General features: G+C 72.7%; 14 protein-coding genes. 4 read left to right on the forward strand and 10 right to left on the reverse strand.

What is annotated here, in order from left to right; all coding sequences use genetic code 11:
* Positions 1–163: 163 nt before the first annotated feature.
* From JOE55_RS06510 to JOE55_RS06540, 7 genes are all read right to left on the reverse strand, one after another.
* Positions 164–2,653 (reverse strand): polysaccharide pyruvyl transferase family protein, encoded by a 2,490-nt coding sequence (locus tag JOE55_RS06510; protein WP_204782376.1) that lies wholly within the window; start codon positions 2,651–2,653, stop codon positions 164–166.
* A gap of 64 nt (positions 2,654–2,717) precedes the next feature.
* Positions 2,718–4,814, reverse strand: a complete 2,097-nt coding sequence (locus JOE55_RS06515) for a glycoside hydrolase family 15 protein (RefSeq protein ID WP_204782377.1) — start codon at positions 4,812–4,814, stop codon at positions 2,718–2,720.
* A gap of 366 nt (positions 4,815–5,180) precedes the next feature.
* Positions 5,181–5,855: a hypothetical protein gene (locus JOE55_RS06520; RefSeq protein ID WP_204782378.1), complete on the reverse strand. Its 675-nt coding sequence runs from the start codon at positions 5,853–5,855 to the stop codon at positions 5,181–5,183.
* 165 nt (positions 5,856–6,020) lie between these two features.
* Complete coding sequence (locus JOE55_RS06525; protein WP_061711026.1) at positions 6,021–6,413, reverse strand: hypothetical protein; 393 nt, start codon at positions 6,411–6,413, stop codon at positions 6,021–6,023.
* A 143-nt stretch (positions 6,414–6,556) separates the two neighbouring features.
* Complete coding sequence (locus JOE55_RS06530; protein ID WP_204782379.1) at positions 6,557–7,156, reverse strand: DUF308 domain-containing protein; 600 nt, start codon at positions 7,154–7,156, stop codon at positions 6,557–6,559.
* 146 nt (positions 7,157–7,302) lie between these two features.
* Positions 7,303–8,184, reverse strand: a complete 882-nt coding sequence (locus JOE55_RS06535) for a universal stress protein (RefSeq protein WP_024289619.1) — start codon at positions 8,182–8,184, stop codon at positions 7,303–7,305.
* Between the two features lie 320 nt (positions 8,185–8,504).
* The gene (locus JOE55_RS06540; RefSeq protein WP_204782380.1) at positions 8,505–9,872 is read right to left on the reverse strand and encodes an MATE family efflux transporter; all 1,368 of its coding nucleotides are present in this window, start codon (positions 9,870–9,872) and stop codon (positions 8,505–8,507) included.
* A 124-nt stretch (positions 9,873–9,996) separates the two neighbouring features.
* On the opposite strand from JOE55_RS06540, the gene JOE55_RS06545 reads away from it, so the two are divergent.
* On the forward strand, positions 9,997–11,427 hold the full coding sequence (locus tag JOE55_RS06545; protein WP_204782381.1) for an MFS transporter: 1,431 nt from the start codon (positions 9,997–9,999) through the stop codon (positions 11,425–11,427).
* A gap of 60 nt (positions 11,428–11,487) precedes the next feature.
* On the opposite strand, the gene JOE55_RS06550 is transcribed toward JOE55_RS06545, so the two are convergent.
* Positions 11,488–11,871, reverse strand: coding sequence for an RNA-binding S4 domain-containing protein (locus JOE55_RS06550; protein ID WP_204782382.1), 384 nt, complete (start codon positions 11,869–11,871; stop codon positions 11,488–11,490).
* 608 nt (positions 11,872–12,479) lie between these two features.
* A complete protein-coding gene (locus tag JOE55_RS06555; RefSeq protein ID WP_058871954.1) occupies positions 12,480–12,947 on the reverse strand; it encodes an SRPBCC domain-containing protein in 468 nt (155 codons plus the stop codon).
* Between the two features lie 121 nt (positions 12,948–13,068).
* Between JOE55_RS06555 and JOE55_RS06560 the strand changes: the two genes are divergently transcribed.
* Positions 13,069–13,995: a BadF/BadG/BcrA/BcrD ATPase family protein gene (locus JOE55_RS06560; protein WP_204782383.1), complete on the forward strand. Its 927-nt coding sequence runs from the start codon at positions 13,069–13,071 to the stop codon at positions 13,993–13,995.
* 64 nt (positions 13,996–14,059) lie between these two features.
* Positions 14,060–15,190 carry a hypothetical protein gene (locus JOE55_RS06565; RefSeq protein WP_204782384.1) on the forward strand — a complete coding sequence of 377 codons (1,131 nt, stop codon included), beginning with the start codon at positions 14,060–14,062 and terminating at the stop codon, positions 15,188–15,190.
* A 24-nt stretch (positions 15,191–15,214) separates the two neighbouring features.
* Here the strand turns inward: JOE55_RS06565 and JOE55_RS06570 are convergent, their stop codons facing one another.
* Entirely contained in the window at positions 15,215–16,228 is a 1,014-nt protein-coding gene (locus JOE55_RS06570; protein WP_204782385.1) for a hypothetical protein, read from the reverse strand.
* 209 nt (positions 16,229–16,437) lie between these two features.
* Here JOE55_RS06570 and JOE55_RS06575 point away from each other — a divergent pair, with 209 nt between their 5' ends.
* On the forward strand, positions 16,438–16,965 hold the full coding sequence (locus tag JOE55_RS06575; RefSeq protein WP_058871950.1) for a mycothiol transferase: 528 nt from the start codon (positions 16,438–16,440) through the stop codon (positions 16,963–16,965).
* Positions 16,966–17,026: the final 61 nt, after the last annotated feature.

Consider the following 17,026-nt stretch of genomic DNA (forward strand, 5'->3'; position numbering starts at 1 on the left):
GCACGTACTGCGGTGATGACCGTGGCACTCCCACGGTCATCGGCCTCGAGTCAGGGTTCGCACGTGGGGATCTTCGCTGCTGGGCCGATTCGGCCATCCTAGGAGACGCACCCCACACTGCGCACACCATGCGTCTGCTGATGAATCTGCCCCGCCAGACGCCTCAGCGGCCCCGGAAGGCCCAGGGTGCGATCCGGCGCAGCACGCGACCGACCCGGCTGCTCAGGGAGTGCTCCTTGATCCGCTGCTCGGCCTCCTGGGTCAGCTCCCGCTGCGCCTGCACGGCCTCCAGGAGCTGACGGTTCTGCTCGAGCATCTGCTGCTGGCCCTCCTGCATCTGCTCGAGCCGCTCGCGCAGATCCTGTATCTCCCGCGCCATCCACAGCGGCAGGCCGATCCCGTTCTGATCGGTCCATTCGCGCAGGTGCCGCTCGCGCACCGCAAGATCGTGCTTCTCGTGCAGGGCCTTGCCCGCGAACATCGAGTTGCCGTCCGCGCCGAGCGCGCTGGGGCGCTGATGCCAGAAAGCCAGGGGCCGGCCCGGCAGGAAGCCGATCGTCGCGCTCGAGGCGACGCGCAGATTGAACTCCCAGTCCCCGGAGGCCGGCAGGGACTCGTCGAAGCCCCCCACGAGCCCGTGCAGGCTGCGACGGTAGAGGAAGCAGATCGGCACGCCCCGGTTGATGCTCAGCAGCTCGCTGAGGGTGATCGCGCTCTGCTCGGCCCAGAACAGGGCGCGCCCGGTCTCGCGCACGCTCTTCTGGCCGTCGTGGTCGTCGATCTGCTCGTAGACGATCTCCGTGCGGGCCATGACCCCGGCATCTGTGCACGACGGCCGCTCCAGGAAGGCGACGGTGCGCTGGAGGAACTGGGGGTCCCAGGTGTCGTCGTCGTCGTGGATCACCACGAACTCGCTGTCCGAGGCGGCCACCCCGCGGTTGGAGGCGGACTCCATGCCGACGCTGCGACGGTGCGAGAGGATCCGGCAGCGTCCGCGGAAGCGCTGCTCCCGGGCGTCGACGAGGCGCTGCACGGGCTCGGGATCGCCGCCGTCGTTGACGATGACCAGCCGCCAGTCGGCCAGGGTCTGGGCCAGGACGTCGTCCAGGGCGCGCTCGAGCAGCAGCGGGCGGTCCTTGGTGCGCATGATGATCGCCACGGAGGCCGCCGAGCCCTCCGCGACCGGCGCCTGCGGATCCGTCCAGTCGCGGCGCAGTGCGCGGGAGAACTCGGTGCCGGCCCCTGCCGCCGGGACCTCCGGCACCTCCGCCGGGCCGGGCAGCGCCCCGGACAGCCCCACCAGGACCCCGTCCCACCAGGCCGCGGCCGTCTCGCGCACAGCGGCCCGACGCGCCAGCAGATCGCTCCAGAACTCCCGGTGGCCCTCCACGGCCTCCTGCGTCCAGCGCTGCGCGGCCTGATGCGTGTCCCATGCGGCCTCGCGCGGGGTGATCAGCGCAGCCAGCGGGACGACCTGCCCGGAGATGCCCCAGGTGCGCAGGGCGCCCTCCATGCGCACCTGGGAGTAGCGGTCCACGGCGATCGGCAGGACGGTCGCACCTCCGGCCAGGCCGAAGACCAGCGGGTGATAGCGCGAGCTCACCACGTAGTCGGCGCTCAGGGTGCGCCGCAGGCTGTCCTCGGCGTCCTCGATCGGACGGTGGGCGGCCGCATGGCGCATCCGGGCGGCCACGAGCCGGTGGAAGGCCTCGTCGCCGTCGTGCTCGCCCGGACGGGCCAGGTGCGGCACGAGCTCCACGGCCCCGCCGGTGCGCTCGACCAGCGCGTCCAGCACGACCGCGTAGACCTCAGCGGCCTCATGCTCCTCGAACGGGCCGGCGCCGGGGGCGAAGGTCGCCACGATCCGCGGGGCGGTGGGATCGGACAGCGCCTGGGCCTCGACGTCCTCCGCAGCAGCGCCCGCGGCCGGGCTGCCCGAAGGGGAGGCCTCAGCTGATGGCGCCTCCGCGAGTGGCTGCGCCGCGGCCGTGGAGCCGCCGGGCGCCGCAGCCTCGCTCTGCGGGGTGTTCCAGGGCGCGGAGAGCACCTCGAGCGCCCAGCCCACCGAGTCGTCGGGGCACGCGCGCAACCCCGGATGCCCGGGGCACAGCTGCTGCGCCAGCGCCAGGGAGTCCGGGTCGCGCAGGCCCACGAGCACCGCGGTCTCGAGCATCTTGGCCAGCACGGGGCGGTCCTGCTCGCTGAGCTCGGGGCCCAGGGTCTGCCCGCTGATGACCACGGGAAGCCCCAGGCTGCGAGCGATCTCGACCACGGCGGCGCGCTCGCTGAGCAGCCAGCCGTAGCGGGAGTTCATGTTGCCGCCGCCGCCGATCAGCAGCGCGTCCACGCCGCGCAGCGCCTCGATCAGCGCGAAGACCTGATCCTCCGGCGGAAGGGCGTCGATGCGGCCGTCGAGCACCTCGCGGATCTCCCCGAGGTAGCGCGCGCGATCCTCCGGGGGCCAGGGGAAGCGCAGGGTGGGCACCGGCACGACCGACTCGAACCGAGCCGCGGTGTGCTGCGGATCCCGGGTGAGCATCACGGGCTCCTGGATCCCGCGAGCGCGCAGGGCGGCGACGGCGGCGTGGCCCATGGCCTCGTCGCCCACGTGGTAGTCGATCTGTCCGACGTCGACGAGGAGGGCTGCCTGCATGGCGATGATCCTCCCACAGCCGCCTCGGTAGCTGCCGGGCGGCAGCGGCGAGCGCCCGGAGGGCTCAGCCTCCCCGCGTGAGGTCCTGGCCGTCGGCGGTCTCAGGATCCTCCTCGGGGTCGTCGTGCAGCACGGGCGCGGGGCGTCGGCCCTCCGCCTCGTCGAGTGCGGCCAGCGCCTCGATGAGGCTGAGGTGGGAGCTCACGTGCGGCATGTTGCCGAGCATCCGGCCCCCGTGGTCGGGATCGCCGTCGTAGGCGGTCGAGAGCAGCCCCAGATCGGTCGCCCGGCGCAGGACGCCGGCGAGCGTGCGTCGGGCCTCGTCGAGCTGGGAGCTGCGCGCCTGGTAGGCCGCCAGCCACAGCGTCACGCCGAAATGCGGGCTGTCCGGGCCCTCGAAGCCGTCCTGGCCGATCTGCGACTCGAAGTCGGCGGGATCGGAGCCGGGCGGCACGGACACGTTCTGGTAGCGGCGCAGCAGCCCGGACTCGGTGCCGAGCTCCTCGACGATGCGCTGGGCGGTGCGCACCATCCGCTCGTCCTCCCAGTCCACGAAGCCCAGGGAGGGCAGCTGCAGCAGCGAGGCGTCGACGCTCTGGGCGCCGTAGCGCTGCACGAACGTCCCCACGGCGGGGTCGTAGCCCGAGGTCCAGATCTCGAGCGCGAGCTGATCGCGGTGGGTCTCCCAGAGCTGCAGGTCGCCGTCGAGCCCGTGCGTGCGCACGGCCTCCACACCGGCCTGCAGCGCCGCCCACATCATGACCCGCGAGTGCGTGTGGAACTCCCGGTCCCCGCGCATCTCCCAGATGCCCTGGTCCGGCTCCTCGTACGACGCCACGACGTGGCCCAGCAGCGCCTTCTGGATCGGCCAGGACAGCTGATCCTCCTCCAGCCCGCGGCGGCGCAGCCGCTCGAAGGCCACGAGCAGGTAGCCCGCGGTGTCCGACTGCAGCTTCCCGGAGCTCGAGTTGCCCACGCGCACCGGGCGCGAGCGCTCGTAGCCCGGCAGGTCCACCGTGTGCTCGGAGGTCTCCCGCTCGCTGCCCACGCCGTACACGCTCTGGATGTCCTCGGCCGGCCCGGCCACGGAGCGCAGCATCCAGTTGCGCAGCTGCAGGGCCTCGCGGTCGTGGCCGTGCTCGAGCATGACCTGCAGCGCCTGGGCGGCATCGCGCAGCCACGAGTAGCGGGCATCCCAGTTGCGCTCGCCGCCGATCTGCTCCGGCAGCGACATCGACGGCGCCGCCACCAGACCGCCGCTGCGCTGGTGCATGAGCGAGCGCACGACCAGCAGGGACCGGCGCACGGCCTCCTCCCGGTCCTCGAGGCTCAGCAGCGGATCGGGGCCGTCCTCCTCGGCGGCGGCTCCGCCGTAGGTGGGCGCGCCGTCGCCGCCGTCGCTCAGCTCGACCTTCCCCTCTGTCCGCTGCGTGTTCTCCCACTGCTCGTCCCATTCGCGCCAGGTGTCCAGGGCGGTGCGCAGCTCGTCGCCGGCATCGACGGGCGGCGGCGGGGTGCGGTGCGACTCGAAGTGCGTCAGCACCAGGTCCCGGGTCTGACCGGCCGAGACGGTGAAGCGCGAGACGTGGCGCGGGCCGTTGTCGTCATCGATGCGCTCGGCGGGGACCTCGCTGCGCAGGACCATGGCATCGGCACCGGCCAGGGCGATCAGCTCCTCGTCGCCGATCTCCCCGGTCTCGGGGTCCTCCAGGCCGGCGAAGTGCGAGATCCAGGGGGTGATACGCCCGTAGTCGAAGCGCAGGCGCAGGTCCTGGACCATCTCCACGTCCCCGGTCAGGCCCTCGATCCGCCGGACGACGTTCAGCTGGGTGTCCAGCGGCATGAAGTCGGTGACGCGCACCGAGCCGGTGTCCGTTATCCACACGGTATGCAGCACGAAGGTGTGCTCGGCGTAGAAGCGATCGCCCACGCGGCACTGATCGCGCCACTGCTCCTCGGGCAGATCGCGGCCGTCGTCGTCCACGGTGGCGGACGGCGCCAGCAGCCAGCGGCCGTGGTCGGCATCGCCCAGGATCGCTCCGAAGACCGACGGGGAGTCGTACCGGGGCACGCACATCCAGTCGATCGAGCCGCGCCGCGAGATCAGCGGCCCGGTCTGCATGTCGGAGAGCAGCGCGTAGTCCTCGAGGGGGGAAGCCATGGCACCAATCTGACATATCCGAGCCCGCTTCGAGCACTCGGCCCGGGTGGAAGGCGCGCGGGGCGGCGGGCTCGACGATCTCCCGGTCATCGAGCAGCCGCCCCGCGGCCCCGCCCGCCCGTCAGGACGCGCGGGCACTCTCCCCGCCCGCGGGCCTCGGTCTCCCGGCCTCGGCCCGCGGCCCGGCCGCCCCTGCCCGGGGCGGCCGCTCTTCGCCCGGCGGATGCGGGCGGAGAGCCTCTGCGCCGCGGCCCCCGCAGGGACCGACGACGAGTCGTGCACCGAGCCTGCGGCGCGCACGGCGTCGCAGCTCGGAAGTCTGTGCGCTGAGCGCGGCCAGGTGGCCGCGACCCGACGCGGTGCGGGTCAGTCCCGCTGCTGGGCGGAGGATCTGCGCAGCAGCGCGAGTCCGCCCACGAAGGACCCGGTGGCCAGCAGCGCCAGCACGAGCCGCTGAGCGTCGCGCTCGGAGGACAGCTGCGGTGCCGAGCCGGCGGCGGACAGCCCGCTCTCCGAGGCCGGCACCTGCTGGGAGGCAGGCACGACGGCGGAGCCTGCCGCGACCGTCTCCGCCTCCGGCACCTGCTGCCGGGCCACGGAGATGTCGATGCCGTCCATCGACCCGACTGCGCGCAGCGCCTCGGCGCCGGCGAGATCCGGGCTGTCGCCGTACCAGGTGCTCAGGGCCTCGTCCTCATGGCCCAACTCCCAGACGGTGGCCTCGAGCAGCACGGGCGCTCCGGGCTGGACGGCTCCCTGCAGCAGGTAGCGCCCCTCGGAGTCGACCTGCACCGACCCGAGCGACTCGCGCTGGCCGTCGATGCCCAGGGCGAAGGCCTCGACCTGCGCCGTCTCCCGATCGCTGAGTCCGTCGACGATCCCGGAGATCTCCAGCGGGACGGACAGGCCCTCCTGCGCCGCGGCCGTCTCGACGGCGGCCGGAGGCGCCTGATCGAGGGCCAGGGCGGGAGCCGCAGCGCCGACCAGCAGCAGCGGGACGGCGGCGGTGATGATCTGGGCGGAGCGTCGAACGGACATCATGTCCTCCTCGGTTCGTGTGCTAATGCAATCTTTGCATAGGCACATCACGAACGCAAACCTCTGCTGCTGTCGTCGCCGAGAAAGCCTCGAGGCCGCACCTGCGCCGCCCATCCGACCGGAGGGGAAGCTCAGGTGCGGCCTCGATGGACGCGCCGCGGGATCAGCTCACTGCTCGGGGTGGACGCGCTGACCGAACTGGGGGCCGCCGTCGTCATCTCCCGGCTTCTTCCCGGAGTCCTTCTGCGCCTCGCGCTGCTCGCGGGTGGCCCGGCGCTGGGCGTAGAGCTTGGCGGAGGAGCGGTTGACGCCGGTTCCCTCGCCCAGGGAGGGGTCGTTGGGCTTCTCGATCATCATGAGGGTCGCGCACACCACCACGGAGGCGATGAATGCGATCCCGCCGATGATCAGCCCGAGGTCCAGCCGCAGGCCCCCCTCGGTCCCGCCCGCGCCCACGACCGAGGCGATGCCGAACGCCACGAGTCCCAGGACCGCGGACACCGCCAGGGGTGCCTTCACGTCCGGGGTGCGGCGCTTGGACCGTCGGTTGTCTCCAGCCACGGGGCTGTCCTCCTGAAGTCGTCGTCATGCGGGCTCGACGCCGGCTGCTGGGCCTCGCGCGAAAGGCGAGCCGTCGAGCGGGTGGGGCTCCCGCGCGAGCGTCGATCGGACGCTCGGGCATGCAGGAGGCACACCGTTCCAGTCTACTCCGCGCCGCGCGGGTCCGGATCGGCGGGGACCCCGCCGGAGCGGGACTCATGGCGCAGGGTGAGACCGGCGAGCAGCAGCAGGACCCCCGAGATGATCGCAGCGCCTCCCACGACACCCAGGATCGCGTGCGGCCCCAGCCCGGCCACGAGCAGCACGCCGATCGCGGCCGCGGCGGTGACGAGACCCACGATCTGCCAGTCCTTGGCCAGGGGATGCAGGCCGCGGCGCGACGTGCCCAGCCAGCCCTCCGGCAGGCCGACCAGGAACAGCACGACGGAGGCCACCAGCGCCAGCATCTCGGCGGTGGACGGGATCATCACCACGGCGATGCCTCCCAGGACCCACATGATCCCGGTCGAGCGCGGCACGGTGGCCAGTCCGCCCAGATCCAGGCTCTCTTGGTCACGGGAGCGCAGATCGCCCCACAGCACGCAGGCGCCCACGGCGGCCATCCAGAGCCCGAGCAGCCAGATGCTGAAGCCCAGGCTCGGGTCCGTCACGAAGATCGTGCAGGCGGCGAAGGCCAGCGTCAGCAGGGCGCGCACCAGGGTGGGCGCGACCAGACCGCGCAGGGCTGCGGGTTCGTAGGACACGGGCACCAGCTTCCGGGGACGACAGCGGCGGGGCATCCGCAACGGGATGCCCCGCCACTGTAGTGCGAGGTCCTGACGGCGCAGCCGCTGAGTCGGCTCAGGCGTCGAAGCGCGCGCCGCGGGGATTTGCCCGAGAGGCTGAGGACTCAGCTCTTGTCAGCCTGCGCCCGGTTCGGCACGACCATCACGGGGCACACGGCGTCGACCAGCACGGCCTGGGAGACCGAGCCCAGGAGCAGTCCGCGGAAGCCGCCGCGGCCGCGCGTGCCCATCACCACGAGGTCCGCGGAGGCGGAGGCCTGCACGAGGGCGTCGGCGGGGCGGCCCGAGAGGATGTGGATGCTGGTGTCCAGGCCGGAGAACTGCTTGACGACGTCGTCCTCGACCTCCTGCAGCATGTTCCGTGCCGGCTCCGTGAGCTGCTCCGAGACCGCCTGATCGAGCTCCGCGGAGCCCGAGGGCAGGGAGGTCACGGACGGGATCACGGTCACGAGCGAGAGGCCCTTGCCGTGGGCCTGGGCGTACTCGGCCGCCTTCCGGACCGACGGGGACTCCAGGCCGAGCTTGTCGACGGCCACGACCACGCGGCCGGTGAAGTCGCCCTGGGTGGGCTCGATGGTCTCCGGCAGGACGATGACCGGGCACTCGGCGTGGGCGGCGGTGGCGGCGGAGACGGAGCCCAGGCGACCGCGCAGACCGTGCAGGCCGCGCTTTCCCAGGACCACCAGGGAGCTGTCCCGTGATTCGTTGACGAGGACCCCGGCGACGTCGCCGCGCTCCAGGACGCCCTGGGCGCGCACGCCCGCATCCTTGGCCTTCTGCACGCCGCGGCGGGCGGTCTGCTCGGCCTCGTCCTCGATCTTCTCCAGGAACGGACCGGTGATGGCGGCATCCGCCACGACGGGGCGACCGGTGGAGACCACCACGGTCAGCTCGCCGTCCAGGGCCTTGGCCTCTCCGATGGCCCAATCCAGGGCCTTCTCCGCGAACTCGGAGCCGTCATAGCCGACGAGGATCTTCTGGGTCATCGCTCTGCCTTTCCACGCTGAAAGCCGGTGGAGAGGCCCTGTGCGACCTGGCGGATCGGGCCCGGAGACCGTGCGCCTTGCGGCGCCGCTCCTGACTGCCTCTCCACCTTCATTCTATGACAGCGCGCACATCCGGGCCCGTTGTGATGGCAACCGACGGCATCCGCCGATCACCTCTCGAGAGGGGCTCCAGGTGCGCCCGGTCGTCGCGTCGGCGGGCCCCGACCGGCCGCATCTCCACCGCCCACGCATCGACGGATCATCGAAGCAGGTGATGCGCCCCGCGGAGTCAGTCGAGCGGCGCCGCCGCCCGCCGCGGCTCAGGCCTGCTGCAGCCAGCGATCACCGCGGGAGCGCACTCCGAGCGTGACCCCGCGAGCTCCCATGTAGCCGAACGCGTAGGCGATCCACAGCAGCACCAGCCCGAGCGAGCCGCCGAGATCCGCCAGCACCAGTGCTGCGAGCATCGGCAGGTAGACCACCAGGTTCACCACACCCGCCAGGGCCAGGTAGCGGGCGTCGCCGGCTCCGATCAGCACGCCGTCGAGCACGAACACCCAGGCCGCCAGCGGCTGGCCCAGGGCGACCACGATCATCCCGAGCGCGAAGAGCCGCTGGACGTCGGGCGAGGGCGTGAGCAGGGGCGCGGCCAGAGGCAGGACCAGCCCCACCACGAGCCCGGTGACCACGCCGAAGACCATCCCGAAGCTCACGATGCGCCGCACCAGGACGCGCACGGCCTCTCGGGCCTCGTCGCCGTCGGGGCCCTCGGCGCGGGTGTCCCGAGCACCGGTCTCCTTGCCCACGAGCGCCTGCGCCGCGATGGCCAGGGCGTCGAGCGCGTAGGCCATGACGTTGAAGATGGTCATGATCAGCTGATAGGCCGCGAGGTTCTCGGCCCCCTGCCGGGTCGCGACCACGACCGTGAGCATCAGCGCGGCACGCAGGGAGACGGTGCGCAGCATGAGCCACGAGCCCACCCCCATCAGCGCTGCGACCCGGCGCGGGGAGGTGGCCATGCCCACGCCCTCCGCCCGGCAGCGCCGCCCGAGCATGACCAGGTACACGGCGGCCATGGCCCACTGCGTGAGGCTCGTGCCCAGCGCCGCACCGGCCACGCCCATGCCGACTCCGTGCACCAGCGTCACGTTGGCACCCACGTTCAGCGCAGCACCCGCCATGGCGATGACCAGCGGGGTGCGGGTGTCCTGCAGCCCGCGCAGCACGCCGGTGGCGGCGGTGACCAGCAGGATCGCGGGCAGCCCGGGCAGCGACCACCACAGGTACGACGAGGCCTGCTCCAGCACCGCGCCCTGACCGCCCATGGCCTGCAGCAGCGGCCGCCCCAGCACAGCGCCGAGCACCGCCAGGACCACGCCCAGGCCTGCGCCGAGCCAGAGTCCGTCGCGGCCCACCGCCAGCGCCTCGCGCATGCGCCCGGCACCCAGGTGCTTGGCCACTGCGGGAGTCGTTGAGTAGGCCAGGAACACCATGAGCCCCACGGCCGTCTGGACGACCGCCCCGGCCAGGGCCACGCCGGCCAGCGGCTCGGTGCCCAGCCGCCCCACGATGACGGTGTCCGCCAGCAGGAACAGCGGCTCCGCGATGAGGGCGCCGAAGGCAGGCACGGCGAGTCCGAGGATGCGCCGATTCAGCCCCTTGCCGCCCGGCACATCGCTGCGCTGCACCTGTCCTGCCTCCGTCGTCTTCCGCCGTCTTCGAGCGCCTGCTCGTCGCGCCCCGTTGCTAGCCTTCCACAGTATCCATCCAGGGCCTCTCGGCCTGACCCGCATCCCCCCAGGAGGTCTCGCGATGGCCCGCTCGTCCGGCGGACGCCCCGTGCGCTCCTCCCACCCGTCGTGGCCCCCGCTGCGCGTGCGCGCTGTGCTCAACGGACTGGTCGCAGCCGCGGCGGGCATCGGGCTGCTGTGGCTGACCTGGGGAGCCCTGGACTTCACGGTTTACGACGCCTCCGGGGTCCCGGCTCCCGTGCGGGTCATCGCGCTGTGGTTCGCGGTCGGGCTGCCGATCGCCTGGCTGGCCATTGGGCTGCACCTGCTGGTGGCCGCGATGTTCAGCTCCGACCGCGTCCTGCTCGCCCACGGCTCCGCCGAGTGGGAGCCCGGGGCCCAGGACGACGTCCTGCGCGGCGTCCGCGTGCGCCGCTGGCGGCTGGGGCTGCTCGCCGGCCGTCGCGTCTCCGCCCCCACGCTGGGCTGGCTCCCCGAGCTCTCCCCGTACGCCCTGGCACCACTGGGCGGCGGGATCCTCACGCTGCTCGTGATGCTGGCCTGGATGGCCCGCGGCTACGGCGCCGGAGTGATCGCGCTGATCGCGGCGATCCTATGGCTGGGCTGGCGGCTGCTGCGCGGCTGGCAGGCCTGGAGCGACGTCCGCGGCCACCGAGCCCGCCCGCGCTCTTCCCAGGAACCGGACTCCACCCCGGACGAGGTCTGGGAGGAGGGGCCCGAGCCCGCACGCAGCCGCGCCGAGGACCTCGACTCCACCGCCGTGATGCCCCGCTACCGGGAGGATCGGCCGACCGCCGCGAGCATCGCCGCGACCCGGCGGGTCGATCGCGCCGAGGCCGATGACCCCGCCGCCGCGCTGCCGCTCTACGTGGACGACGAGGATCCCCATGATCGCTCCGAGGACGGCCCGCAGACCGCCCCGCTGCAGACCGTTCCGCCCCGCGACGAGCCCCTGCGGCGAGGGCGTCGCGGCAGCCGTCGGGCACGAGGAGGCTCCGGGTCCGGCTCCGAAGACGACGGCCCTCCCGAGGTGCTGGTCGATCGCTCCGTGCAGCGCGCGATCCGCGCCAAGCAGGCCCGTCGCGGCGCACCCGTGGAGCAGCAGGAGCCCGCGCGCGGCCGCTCCGGGCGCGGTCGAAGAAGCGGCCGGGGGTCTCAGCGCCCGGGCCCGGCGGCCGCGGACGAGCAGCCCCAGGGCCTGCGCGCCTACCTGGGCCAGCGCAGTCACCAGGGACAGGAGGATTCCGGGACGCGGGCCCTGCACGAATCCGCGGGCCAGCGCATCCGCCGCGAGGACCGGGTCCCGGCCCCGCGCCCCCGTCCGACGTCGCGGCCGACGCGCTCGGACGAGCCCTTCGACCAGGACCGTCCCTCACGCCGCGGCGGCGCGCCCACGGCGGCCGATGCGATGGACGAGATCTACGGCCACGACGACCACGCGCCCTCGCTGCTGTCCTACCTCTCCCGCCGCCGCGACGACGACGCCCGCTGAGAGCTCGAGTCCGAGCACCCCGCACGGGGACTGACGCGCGCCAGCGGCTGCACCGAACGCTCAGTACCCGCGCAGCTGCTCGATCTTGCGGCGATCCTTCTTGGTCGGCCGCCCTGCACCCCGGTCGCGCTGCGGCACCGCGGAGCGCAGCTGGGGCGGCGGCGGGGTCGAGCGGTCCTCGTAGCACTCCCGGGCCACCGGGGCGCCCACGCGCTTGAGCAGCAGCCTGCGGACCAGGAGCTCCTGCTGCCAGCCCGGGCGCCTGACCGTGACCGTGTCCCCCACGCGCAGCGCCTGCGCCGCCTTTGCGGGAGCACCGTTGAGCCGCACGTGCCCGGCCCGGCAGGCCGTCGTGGCCTCCGAGCGGGTCTTGAAGATCCGGACGGACCATAGCCACACGTCCAGGCGGACGGAGGCTTGACCGTTGTCAGGGGCGGTGCTCATGGAGCCATCCTCCCATTCGGGGGCGATCGGGAATTCTTGGAAAGTGGTCTTGCTCACATCCCTGGACGGGAGTAGCGTCTGGCGCACCACAGGTCGACAGACGGGAGTGCGAATGGAGAAGGCATCCATCAGCGGGACCGACACGGGCAAGGCTGCAGAAGCCGCGCAGTGAAGGCCGGAGCAGACCGCAGCAGCCGAGCCGGTTGACGATCGAGCCCAGCACAACGGGAGACGGGTCATCAACACACCGGCGGCGCGCATGCGGCGCAGGCGATAACCATCGAGAAGAGCACGGTGGCAAGCCGACCCCGCAGTAGGACCGCGCAGACCAGACGAGGACCCCGGAGGCGATCGCGACGCCCCGGGGTCCTCGCATGCCCGGGCTCCTCCGATCTCAAGGACCGACGCAGCCGCACGGGCACCTCGCACCCGCGAGGAGTCGCCTGCGCAGACCATCGCTCGCCCAAGCCCTGCGTGAGCGACTCCTCGCGGGCCCCTCAGTCACCCCGGGTCGCAAGACGGGCACCCGGACGGCGCGGCGCCCCGGCTCGCAAGAGCCGGGGCGCCGTGGTCCGCCGATCCCGAGTGCGGGATCATGCGTCAGTCGATCAGGAGGCGACGACGGAGGCCAGGCGGTTCATGGACTCCTCCAGCTCCGCCTCCGAGATCATGGGGAAGTGGACCTTCTTGAGGATCTCGGGGTTGGCGTCCTTCCACGTGTAGGTCTGGGTGACGCGCGTCTGGTCCTCGCCCAGGGACTCGAGCTCCCAGACCCACTCCCAGCCGTTGTCCTCGACCGTGGTGCCCTGCCTGGCGGGCTTCCAGGCGATCAGCTTGTTGGGGTCGAAGCCTGTGACCGTGTTGTCGGTCTTGTAGTCGCCGCCCTGGTCCTCGCGGTGCATGTCCATGGTGAAGACGTCGCCGGCCTTCTCGATGCGCTGGTCCGAGCCGTTCTTGATGTTGCCGGAGCCGTCGAAGTCGACGTGGCGGGCAGGCAGGGACAGGATCTGGAAGATCTCGGCCGCCGGGGCATCGATCTCGCGGGTGACGGTGACGGAGGTGTCAGTGGTCGTCATGCTGAAGTGCTCCTTTTCATCAGGGGACTTTCGTATGACCACAGTAGGAAGACTGCGGCCCGGATCACAACGCCGTTCTCCCCCAGAGGAAGTGCCGAGAGCCGCTGGCTAGCCTGGAGGCATGCACCAGCGCACCGTGATCGGCCTGGACATCGGCGGAACCTCCACCCGCGGCCTGCGCGCGGACGGCCCCGCCGCCGCACCGGGGGCCGAGCTCGTCATCGGCGCCGAGGCCTCCGGCGGCAGCTCCAACGTGCAGAACGTGAGCCGCGACCAGGCCCGGCAGAGGCTGGCCGCCGTGCTCGAGGAGCTGGGCGCCCCCGGACTGGATCCGGCCGCGCAGCACGTGGACGTGGTGATCGGGGCGGGCGGCGTGGACACCGACGACGACGCCCGCCGGCTCCGGAGGCTCGTGATCGAGGCCGCGGAGACTCTGGCCGCAGCGCGGTTCCGCATCGTGCACGACACCCGTCTGCTGCTGGCCGCCGCCGGGGCGGACGAGGGCATCGCGCTGATCGCCGGCACCGGGTCCGTGGCCTGGGGCCGCACCGCCGAAGGCTCCGAGGCCCGCCGAGGCGGCTGGGGCTACCTGCTGGGCGATGAGGGCAGCTCCTTCTGGGTCGGACGCGAGGCCGTGCGCCGGGCTCTGCGCCGGGCAGACGCCGACAAGCCGGCCGATGAGCTCGACCGCGCCGTGCTCGAGGCCCGCGGCCTGGCCCAGCGCTCGGAGCTGATCGCGGACTTCCACGACCGCTTCGAGCGCACCGCCTGGGCGGGTCTGGCCACGCACGTGGACCGCTGCGCCAGCGCCGGCCTCCTGGGAGCCCGCGAGCTGCTCGAGGCCGCCGCAGGGCACCTGATCGAGATGGCGGCCGGGGTCGCCGAGCAGCTGAGCCTCACGGGTCCGATCGTGCTGGGCGGAGGGCTGGGTTCGTCGACGGTCCTGAGGGCCTCCCTGGCCGATGAAGCGGCGGCCGCCGGGCTCAGCGCGCCGGAGCCGCTGCGGGTCCCGCCGGTGCACGGGACGCTGCGCCTGGCGGAGGCCTGAGCGCGGGCGCGCTCGCCCGCGTAGGCTCGGAGACACACCCCGTCCGATGAAAGAGGTGCTGATCGTGTCCCCGAATCGCTCCAGCGGCTCCTCCGGAGGCTCCGACGAGCAGCCGGGCGGCGCGCTGTCGCATCCCTCGCAGCTCACGCAGGCGGATCCGGAGCGCCTGTCCGCGCTGACCCGGGATGCGGAGGCCTCCCGCGAGACGCTGAGGGCCGTCCTGTCGAACGCCGGGGCCGAACCCCGGGATCGCGTGGCTGCCGCGGTGCTGCTCGAGGCCGTCCTCTCGGACAGCGGCGCGATCGACGCCCTGGACGACGAGGCCGCTGCCAGCACCCAGGCGCTCGAGCTGCGGTTCGCGCCGGCGCTGCGCCCCGCCGCCGCACAGGCCCTCGGCACGCCGGCGACCGTGCAGCTGCTGAGCTGGGCCGCGCAGTCCAGCCCCGGGGCGCCTCCCGTGGAGGCGGCCGAGGCGGCCGCGCACCTGGGCGTGGACGACGACGGACGCATCTACGGCCGCGTGTCGCAGCGAGCCGTGCAGATCTCCGAGCAGAAGGGCCTCAGCCGCGCCCTCAAGGATCGGCTGCGCCGACTCACCGATGCCCTGGGCCTTGCCGATCAGCAGGCCCGACGCCAGCGCGCCGAGCACAGTCCCGCGAGTGCCGACACCGCTGCAGGACCCGACGCCGGCACCGCCGCAGGAACCGACTCCGGTACCACCGCGGAGGGCGAGGCCGCACCGAAGGCTCCCGAGCCCCAGGACGACCCCGCGCCGTCATGGTCCTCGGCCGATGACGCCGCCCTTACCTCCATGCTGGGCCGCGATCCGGCCGACGAGCCGGCCACGGAGGAGCCGCGTCCGTCGGGCGAGGGAAGCAGCCAGCCCCCGCAGGCCCCGGACTTCGGCCGGCCCGTGGGCTTCGACGGCGGGAATGCTGCTGCCTTCGGGCAGCCCTCCGGCTCGGAGGAGGACGTCCCGCGGGCTCGGCAGGGCAGCGGACCGGGCTACGGCCCCGGCAGCGGCACGACCGAGGGCCAGCCGCCGCGCTCCTACGACTTCCGCTACCTGGGCGATGAGACCCCCAAGCCCACCACGGAGGCCGAGAAGGCCGAGTTCCGCACCACGCTGCGCAACTGGGGGATCTTCGCGCTGGCGCTGGTCCTGGTGATGATCATCGTGGCCATCATCCTCTGAGGGCCACGATGATCATCAGGGGCCTCACTGGGCGGTGAACTCCCACGGGCCGCTGGACTCCACCGTGATGAAGTACTCCTCGGCCGGCAGCTCCATGGTGCCCTCGCCGGGGCCCATCTCGTTGAAGATCGTCTGGGCGGTGGGGCCGTCGGGATCGGCTGTCTCGGCCTTGACGATGAAGTTGCCGTCGCCCTCGACCTTGACGTCGAAGGCGCCTGCCTCCTCGCCCGTCCAGTGGAAGACCTTGGAGCCGTCGGCCTTGACCGACTGACCGGGGCTGACATCGGGGATCTCGTCGATCGAGTAGACGTCGAACTGCCACTCGACGTCATCCGGAGCCTCGACCGACACGTCCGTGATGCGATCGTCCATCCAGTACGGGTCCTCGAAGCCCACGCCGGTGGTGCCGGGGACCACGCCGCCCATGGAGGTGGACGAGCCGTCGGTGCGCTGCCCGGTGAAGTAGGCGTAGATGGAGCTGTCCCCGCTGGCGGAGCGGCTGGTGTAGACCGGGGCATCCTCGCCGTCCGGGTGCTCCAGGGCGAACTCGCCGCTGCCGGAGCCGGACTCGGACTGCACCGGCTCCACATCGGGCAGGCCCGACAGCTCGACCACATCGCCCGAGGCGGAGGCCGATCCGCCGCCCGAGCCCTCGGAGTCGTCCTCCGAAGGGCCCTCCGAAGCGCCCTCGGAAGCATCATCCGAAGACTCCGACGAGGCGTCGTCCGAGGAGTCCTCGGAGGCCCCTTCCGTGGACTCCTCCGAGGGCGACTCGCTGGCGGCCGCGGAGTCCTCCGCGCTCTCCTCACTCGACGTCTCCTCGGACGAGGAGGACGACGAGTCGTCGGAGGAGTCGTCGCCGCCGGTGGCGACGCAGCCGCTGAGGGCAAGCCCGGCGCTGAGCGACAGGGCGCCGAGGATCAGCGGCGAGCGGCGGCGCTTCGGCGCGCCCGAGCGCAGCTGCTCGGCGGGCTGGGTGTCCAGCTCCTCGTGCTCGGCGGACGACGACTGAGTGGTCTGTGACTTCCGGAAGCCCATGGGGGTGCTCCTTCTCCGCGGTGGTGCGACGGATGCCGGTGGATCCGGCTCCGCCTCCATCCTGCCTCATGCGTTCCCTAAAGCACACACCTGCGTCGTGATGACATTGCGTGACGCCGGCAGCTCGGGCCTCTCGTGTTGTCGGGGCGCGGTCATAGGGTCGTGAGAACGGCCCCGGAGGCAGGGGCCAGCCGACCGCAGGAGGAATCATGACCGCCGCTCAGCAGCTGCTCGAGGACCTCGCCCGCCGCCCCGCCGACACCGCAGGACTGGTGCTGGACGGCCTGGGCCTCCAGGAGGCGCACACCCAGCCGGGTGGAATCCACAACTCGATCGTGTGGCTGATCTGGCACGCCGCCCGCCAGGAGGACGTCCAGGTCGCCCAGCTCAGCGGCCGGGAGCAGGTATGGAGCGAAGGCGGCTGGGCGCAGCGCCTGGGGATCGAGCGCGGGGCCGAGGACTTCGGCTTCGGCGACTCGGCCCAGGACGTCGGCGCGGTCACCACCAGCTCTCTCGAGGAGCTGGCCGCCTACCTCACCGAGGTGACGGAGGCATCGGCCCGGTACGCGGCCTCGCTGTCGGACGACGAGATCGCCGAGGTCATCGACGACTCCTACGACCCGCCCGTGACCCGCGGCGTGCGCCTGGTCTCGACCTTCGAGGACGCCTCGACCCACCTGGGACAGGCCGCCTACGCCCGCAGCCTCGTGGACAGCGGCTGGACGATCGGCTTCTGAGGCCCTCCCGGCCGCCGGGCCTGCCGACCGCAGTCCCAGTCGCGCCAGGGCGCGGCGCCCG

The organism is Kocuria palustris (genome assembly GCF_016907795.1).
Classification (GTDB): Bacteria; Actinomycetota; Actinomycetes; order Actinomycetales; family Micrococcaceae; genus Kocuria; species Kocuria palustris.

What these genes read in the sequence shown, in the direction of transcription:
- JOE55_RS06510 (WP_204782376.1), bottom strand. Translation starts at nt 2,653, where the DNA reads ATGCAGGCAGCCCTCCTCGTCGACGTCGGACAGATCGACTACCACGTG.
- JOE55_RS06545 (WP_204782381.1), top strand. Translation starts at nt 9,997, where the DNA reads ATGGCCCGCTCGTCCGGCGGACGCCCCGTGCGCTCCTCCCACCCGTCG.
- JOE55_RS06520 (WP_204782378.1), bottom strand. Translation starts at nt 5,855, where the DNA reads ATGATGTCCGTTCGACGCTCCGCCCAGATCATCACCGCCGCCGTCCCG.
- JOE55_RS06575 (WP_058871950.1), top strand. Translation starts at nt 16,438, where the DNA reads ATGACCGCCGCTCAGCAGCTGCTCGAGGACCTCGCCCGCCGCCCCGCC.
- JOE55_RS06560 (WP_204782383.1), top strand. Translation starts at nt 13,069, where the DNA reads ATGCACCAGCGCACCGTGATCGGCCTGGACATCGGCGGAACCTCCACC.
- JOE55_RS06535 (WP_024289619.1), bottom strand. Translation starts at nt 8,184, where the DNA reads ATGACCCAGAAGATCCTCGTCGGCTATGACGGCTCCGAGTTCGCGGAG.
- JOE55_RS06570 (WP_204782385.1), bottom strand. Translation starts at nt 16,228, where the DNA reads ATGGGCTTCCGGAAGTCACAGACCACTCAGTCGTCGTCCGCCGAGCAC.
- JOE55_RS06555 (WP_058871954.1), bottom strand. Translation starts at nt 12,947, where the DNA reads ATGACGACCACTGACACCTCCGTCACCGTCACCCGCGAGATCGATGCC.
- JOE55_RS06515 (WP_204782377.1), bottom strand. Translation starts at nt 4,814, where the DNA reads ATGGCTTCCCCCCTCGAGGACTACGCGCTGCTCTCCGACATGCAGACC.
- JOE55_RS06550 (WP_204782382.1), bottom strand. Translation starts at nt 11,871, where the DNA reads ATGAGCACCGCCCCTGACAACGGTCAAGCCTCCGTCCGCCTGGACGTG.